The organism is Methanococcus maripaludis (assembly GCF_013760955.1).
GTDB classification, from domain to species: domain Archaea; phylum AGJL01; class Methanococci; order Methanococcales; family Methanococcaceae; genus Methanococcus; species Methanococcus maripaludis_A.
Genome location: NZ_JACDUL010000005.1, coordinates 20483 through 27501 on the forward strand (window position 1 = coordinate 20483; position 7019 = coordinate 27501).

General features: G+C 35.5%; 5 protein-coding genes, 1 rRNA gene and 1 other RNA gene. 1 reads left to right on the forward strand and 6 read right to left on the reverse strand.

The genetic code is table 11. The annotated features are described in order from the left end of the window. Position 1: 1 nt before the first annotated feature. Positions 2 to 337: a DUF192 domain-containing protein gene (locus HNP90_RS09195; RefSeq protein WP_011977399.1), complete on the reverse strand. Its 336-nt coding sequence runs from the start codon at positions 335 to 337 to the stop codon at positions 2 to 4. Further along, positions 334 to 1158, reverse strand: coding sequence for an SDH family Clp fold serine proteinase (locus HNP90_RS09200; protein WP_011977400.1), 825 nt, complete (start codon positions 1156 to 1158; stop codon positions 334 to 336). The genes HNP90_RS09195 and HNP90_RS09200 overlap by 4 nt, the downstream gene beginning before the upstream one ends. Positions 1159 to 1323: 165 nt before the next feature. Here HNP90_RS09200 and HNP90_RS09205 point away from each other — a divergent pair, with 165 nt between their 5' ends. Beyond that, positions 1324 to 2439: an AAA family ATPase gene (locus HNP90_RS09205; RefSeq protein WP_011977401.1), complete on the forward strand. Its 1116-nt coding sequence runs from the start codon at positions 1324 to 1326 to the stop codon at positions 2437 to 2439. Between the two features lie 32 nt (positions 2440 to 2471). Here HNP90_RS09205 and HNP90_RS09210 read toward each other — a convergent pair whose 3' ends face one another. From HNP90_RS09210 to rrf, 4 genes are all read right to left on the reverse strand, one after another. Next, on the reverse strand, positions 2472 to 2744 hold the full coding sequence (locus HNP90_RS09210; protein ID WP_011977402.1) for a heavy metal-binding domain-containing protein: 273 nt from the start codon (positions 2742 to 2744) through the stop codon (positions 2472 to 2474). A 66-nt stretch (positions 2745 to 2810) separates the two neighbouring features. Further along, positions 2811 to 6206, reverse strand: coding sequence for a DNA polymerase II large subunit (gene polC / locus HNP90_RS09215; RefSeq protein WP_011977403.1), 3396 nt, complete (start codon positions 6204 to 6206; stop codon positions 2811 to 2813). A 430-nt stretch (positions 6207 to 6636) separates the two neighbouring features. Next, an RNA gene (rnpB, locus tag HNP90_RS09220) (RNase P RNA component) lies at positions 6637 to 6875 on the reverse strand. A gap of 56 nt (positions 6876 to 6931) precedes the next feature. Next, positions 6932 to 7019, reverse strand: a 5S ribosomal RNA gene (gene rrf / locus HNP90_RS09500); the annotation flags it as partial.

Consider the following 7019-nt stretch of genomic DNA (forward strand, 5'->3'; position numbering starts at 1 on the left):
ATTAATTAAATTTAACTTTTTTTCCGATTAACTCTGGATTTATGCCTGAAGCTTTCACTTCAAACATTCTATTTGATTTTACTTTTGAATTGTAGGTTTTCCAAGGGATTAAGTTGCTTGCAATGTCTACAATAGTATTGTCTTTTAAAAAAATCACGTCTATTGGGTACTTCATGAAAAATGTATGAATATGGAGTTTTCGATTTCCATATTTGAAGAATAATCCTTCATTTTCTGAAATATCCCTAAGCATGAGTCCAAATGCCCGTTTTATAAAATTATCCGCAATTTTTACAGAATAAATTTTACCATTTATTTCAAGCGTTTTTGGACTCATTTTTTAGTTCCTCTCTTGTAGGGTACTGGAACGTACTGCACAGATGGCCTTTGGTTTACAGGTTGCCTGTATAGATCAAATAATGCATAAACAATTTCTGGTAAATCGGTGTTTACTTCGATTCCGAGTTCTTTTAATTTTTTAATTGTTAATGGATAGTCGTGAGTCCATTTTCCAGTTGAAAGGGTTTCTGATAAGTATTTTGCTTTTTCTTCGCCCATTTTGTCCTTCAATATCTCGTAGACAAATTCTTTAACCTGGATTATTGCTTTTCTTGAAATGTCTCCCAAAATTAAAGTTTCGTCATCCAATTCATCAGTATATTTCGTATTTATCGCATTTATAATTGAAGCTGCAGGATACTGTCCAACTTGAGGATCTACTGGCCCCATAACTGCATTTTTATCGATTATTATTTCGTCTGCTGCAAGCGCGATCAAACTTCCGCCGCTCATTGCGTAGTGCGGAATAATAACTGTTGTTTTTGCTTTGTGTTCCTTTAGGGCCGTTGCAATCTGTTCACTTGCAAGTACGAGTCCTCCAGGAGTGTGAAGAATTAAATCAATTGGCATGTCTTCAGGAGTCATTCTAATTGCCCTTAAAATCTCTTCACTGTCTTCAATTGTAATATATTTGTAAAGTGGAATTCCAAATAGGGCCAATTGCTCCTGTCTATGTATCATAACAATTGCACGGGTTTTTCTAACAGCTTCGAACTGTTTTATAAATTTGTACCTTTGTAAAAGCCTATATCTAAAAAGCACCTGCGGATAGAAGAATAAAAATATGAAAAATATCCACATAACTGATGATGGATCCATTTTAACAGCCCCCGTGAAAATTGTCTTTTTGCTTCCGCTAAAGTCCTTAAATATCCTAAATATCTTATCGTATATATTCTTTTTATATCAGATTAACGTACTTACTTAACCTTATATAATATCTTACTATAATCAAATTATTCATCTAATAGACGAGGTGCACTGATGAGCAATATCAATATCAGTAACCTGAAACTCAAAAAAAATCTTCAAAAGCCACCAGTAGTTCCTGAAGAAGCATTGTGTTTAAAATACGTGATTTTGGAACCTGTTGGCTTTCCAATAAATGTTAATGGCGAGAATTTAAGGGTTAGTGTAGAAGACCATGCATTATTTAACTCATACGCTCGAGAACAGTGGGAAAACGAGATTGTAAAAGAAGGCGGATACATATTTGACAGTACAATTATTCCAGAATACGCATTCAAGGTTATTTCTCTCTACCCAAAAGATGGAGGGATTATTACAAAAGATACGCTATTTAAATTAGAAAACAGTACTAAAGTTGTAAATTCTCCAAAATTCAAAGAAACTAATTTTGAAGAAGTCATCGGACAGCTGGATGCAAAGAAAAAATGCAAAATAGTAATAAAATATCTTGAAAACCCAGAAATTTTTGGAGAATGGGCACCGAAAAACATTTTATTTTATGGGCCGCCAGGAACTGGAAAAACAATGCTAGCAAGAGCTCTTGCAACCGAAACTGAAGTACCACTTTATTTAATAAAAGCCACCGAACTTATTGGGGACCACGTCGGAGATGGCTCAAAACAGATTGAAAGCCTGTATGAAAGTGCATCAGAAAACACCCCTTGTATAATATTTATCGATGAACTTGATGCAATTGCACTTAGCAGGCAGTTTCAGTCATTGAGAGGAGATGTATCAGAAGTAGTGAACGCACTCCTTACTGAACTTGATGGAATAAAAAATAATTTAGGAATTGTAACGATTGCTGCGACAAACAATCCAGAAATGCTAGATAATGCTGTTAGAAGCAGGTTTGAAGAAGAAATAGAATTTAAAATGCCTGATGATAATGAAAGATTAAAGATTCTCGAGTTATATGTTAAAAAAATGCCTATAACTGTAAATGCAGATCTCAAAAAATATGTTGAAAAAACAAAGGGCATGAACGGAAGAACTATTAAAGAAAAATTTCTAAAACCTGCACTCCATAAGGCAATTTTGGAAGATAATGAATCGATTGAAGAAAAAGATCTCGATGAGATAATTAAAAAACTCGTTAGAAATCAAGCTCCGTCAAATTTGTACGGATAATTTCTTTTTTAAATTTTTAAAAAAATAGATATTTAGTTTTTAAGTTTAACTGCGGTTCCATAGTAAGTGTATTCTACCATTTCTTCACCAGTTTCTTCTGATTTATATGAAACTGAATCTAATTTTACGCTTATTATTGCATCTGCACCGTCTTCGTTTCCTTTTCTAAATAGGCCATATAACGCTTTCTTTTTAGCTTCCATTTGGTCTTTTGTACCTGCTTTAGCAGCTAAAGATCCCATAACAAAGCCCGTGTAGCTTTCAATTTCCTTTCCTTCAATTCTGTCGCTTGTTGTTACAATCATAAAATCACCTTCTTTTTTCAAAATTAATATGGAAAGCAGATATATATCAATTTCTAAATAATTCTATTATTTAAAGAAATCTTCAATTTTAACCTGCTTTCTCTTGTCGTTTACAAATAAACTATCAATCCCAGATCTTATAATTTCGAGTCTTTGTTTTATGTAGTCACTTGCCTCATATTTTTCAGCCATGGTTTGTGAAACGTCCATGTACTTTTCAACGGCCCCTTTTGAAACCGTTAAAATCAATCTGCTTCCACATTTCCTACAAACTCCTTTTAAAGGCATCCTTCGATATTTTGCACCACATTTGCACCTTACACCCTGTCTTGAAAAAGCCCTTAAATTTCCAATTAAATCAGGTACAAAGTGCGATTGAATAACCTTTTCTGCTACATCCCTTTCATCAGTTGCCCGAATCTTTTTTGCAACTGCAAGTTGAGCTGAAGTCTTTTCCATCATCGAACCTAAAGTTTTGTATGCGCAGACGAGCGGCCCTTCATCTATTTTCAAAGTTTCGTGAGTATATCCAATTCCCTCATACTGGCTGTCTTTATCTAACCTGTCTTCAACAGTCTGCATTATTTTTTTGATTTCTTTTGGAGCGATTCCTTCCAAAGATTTTTCATAGAATTCTATAGGGTATTCCCACATCGAATCCATGTTGTGAACCTCACCATCTACTTCCTTAGGATCCAAAATTGTTGTAAGAACCAGTGGTGCATCCATCTGGCCCCCTCTTTTGTCGGGTAAAAATCTCTTTGAAAAATTCATGAATGCATCTAAAAGAAGGAAAAATGCATCTTCATCCCCATCGCAGTTTCTTCTTTTTGAAGCGTGGAAATAAGGATGAGCATAGCCCACGTTTGCATTGCTATATCCAATAATCCTTCCAACCATTCCTGCAGAGGTGTGTGGTGCCATCCCAATTATTAAATGACCTACGAGATCATCTCTTTTATTCACGTTGTAAAATCTATCTTTTTTGTAGTATTTTTCCAAAAGGTCGTCTATGAATTTTGAAACATTGAAGAAATAATCCATGCATGATTCAGGAACTATGACGTCCTGAACTTTCAATTCGAGAACCTGATCTTCGTTTTCAAGAGAATTTCCGTGAATATCTTTTAAATATCCTAATGACTTCAATTTTTCAATACCGACATGTATTTCCACAGGCCTGAAATGGGTTACTGGAACATCTGTACAGTCAAACCTTGTAGTACCATCTTTAAATACATATATATCGTTTTTTGCCCGCAATATCGCTTTTTCTAAGGGTTCAATTATTTTATCCTTTGAAGTCATACCTTTAATACATTTTACGTCACCAGCCTTATTTATCTTCAAATTTTCAAGCGCTTTGTACCAGTATTCTTTTATAGGAAGTTTTATTCTAGAAGGGCCACTTGGTTCAACAGAATTTCCGCAAAATGGACATGTCCTATACAAACTTACATTTCCACAGCTGCATTTCACATTTGAAATTTCAATTTCGTCTGTTTTTCCTTCTTCAACAGCTTTGTTAATGAGCCTTACAAGAGCTCCAGCATTTCCAATTGGGAAAAGTCCGTTTACAGGAGGTTTCATCTTCCTGGAAGCTGCCTTTTCTGGCCTACCCATCCTTGCGCCAACGTAAATGTAGGCGTTTCTTCGGATTTCAAATGGAGCTATCGTATTTATGAAGTGCATGTTGTTTTTCGTGTTTTGAAGTTTTTCTTCAATTTCTTCTACGATATCTCTTTTTTCATCAAAATCATAACCTAGTGAATATAATAATGGATAATACTCAAAAATTTCTAATTTTTCACCAGTTACTGTATGTGGACATCCGATAAGTTCCAAATACCGCTTCGCATTTGAAATTTCGGGGTTTTCTGAATCGTAAGTCACTTCCCAGGAATCGTTGCTTTCATTGTACTTCCCACCAATAATCCAATTTCTAAGGACATTGATATTATCTTTAGAAATATCGTGCCAGAAATACGTATATTTTGGATGTAATGGTGTTTTTGTAAGTTTAGCATAGTTTACTGCTTCTTTTTGGTCAGGATTTTCTATAAATTCTTTTTTGTATTCTAAATTTTCTGATTTTAAGATTTTTTCATACCATTCAGTACACCAGCTGCTTGGAAGTATAGTGTGGTTGTTTTCCAAGAAATCCCCATAATTTACCAAAATATCTCCTAAAAAGAGAATTTCTTCAACATCATCCCGGTATTGTTTTGCTTTCTCAACAGTATCTATTTTAAGTACACTTTTATCTTTTAATCTGACTATTGGGCCCTCGATACTGTCAACAGGAACTACACATGTTGCTTTTCCAGGTCTTTCTGTTTTTAACTGAGTTCCAACGGCCATGAAGTCGTCAACTAAATACATTATTGCAGGGTGAAAACCATCTGTTGCAAACCCTGTGTTTCGACTTCTTCCATACCTGAGTCTGAACCCTCCTTTTTTAGAAGGGTGTGAAAATACAGGTCTTCCTGCAATAACTTCCCCAATAAACTTGGTTACAGCCTCTACCTCATAGTCCTCATATTGAGATAAGTCTTCTTCCTCTTCGTAGTTAAAATCGTCCTTTTCTTCTTCGATTTCTTCAATTACTTCTTCTTTTTTACTTTTTAACTCTTTTAACCAGTCCCATCCTTCTATACCTAATTTGTCAACGTGTCTTAGAATTTTGGGTGCTTTTAAAAGAACACCCTCGACAAGTGCTAAAAGAGCACCGCCCCTAATCTGGTTTGTTTCTACTCTCGGTAAATCCCTGTGTCCACTAACTTCAACATCGTCAGTTGCTTCCCCAGTGATTTCTACAGATATGTTTCTAACTGCTGCCCGGATTTCTTCAGCTTTTGGCTGGTATTGAAATGTAGTAACTTCAGACTGGTATAAATCCACTTCTTCCCCGTATCTTTCAACTTCATCTTCTGTTGGCTTAAATTTATCCAATCCCATGTTTTTTCTAACGTAATCCCCAACAAGTACCGCGAGTGCCTGAGCAGTTCCCCCTGCACTCCTAATTGGTCCTGCAAAGTATATTGCAAGATATTCGCCACTATCATTATTTTTCTTAATTTTAACATGGGCAATTCCCTCGAGGGGTGCCGCCACAATTCCTTCCGTGATAACTGCTAATGCCGTTCTTACAGCTTGTTCTGCCCCAACTTCTCGCCCAAACTCCCCAAATTTTCCTTCAACTATTTCTTTTGCAATTTCAAGAGCTGCAGGTTCTTTTCCTAAGTCAGAAACCAGTTCTCTGATACGTTCTGCAACATTTTTTGGACCGACAATTCCCTCTACCCTATCTGCCATATCTTTTGCCAGGGGTATCTCAACGTGATCAGTTACATCGTACCCACTTTTTCTGCAGTCGTCTGCAAGCGTGTAGAGTTCGGTTACATTGTCTAAAATATTTTTGAAATATTCAGTCATTCCTTTTGAAGCTGAAACATGAAGCATGATTATCACGAGTAACGTTAGATTAAAAGTAATTAGATGATTTAGGTTTTGAAAGCATATATAGTTTTAACACTTTTTCTTGTGGAAGGCGTATAATGGCCAATGTATAAAATTAATATTAGTGGTATAAGTGGGGGACTATTTTGAAAATTTTTGTATACTGTTCGGAATATGGTGCAAATAATATAATCTCGAAGAAATGGAATATATGGAAAAACATGGCAATAAAATTGAAATTTTCTTTAAAAACCGTGTTTTGAGTGTTAGTTATATTGATATCCATCATGCCGATGAATTTAAAAAATTTATAATGACTTTTGAGGGTTTTTTACAAAACGGGATGTGTATTTTAGAGATACCTTATGAATTTGAGGTACAGTAAAACTTGTTTAGAAAACTTTTTTAAAATTTTGTAAATTTTTTTAAAATGGCATCGGGGCTATAGCCTGCCTTCTGTAATTTCGGTGACATTCAGCTTAGCGCGTAATGCTTGCACCCGTGTAAAATAAGGTCGTTTCATCGATTTTCTAAGAATCCTCAATTTTGAAATATCATAGTCATATTTCTTAGAACCGTGTCGTTTCTATACCCTATTCATTCCTTCTCAGGACATCTACACAATTGGGTGGGCAGAGCTTCCTCCCATTGGATAGTCACCAGCCCCCTTGCCATGAGTTTGGGCATATGTCACCCGAAAACTCGAAAATGAAATGAATAAAAAAAGTGACTAACGGCGTCACATTGTTCCCACCAGATGGCAGTACTTAATGAATCGCTGGAGGGCTTAATTTCCGAGATCGGGATGGGATCGGA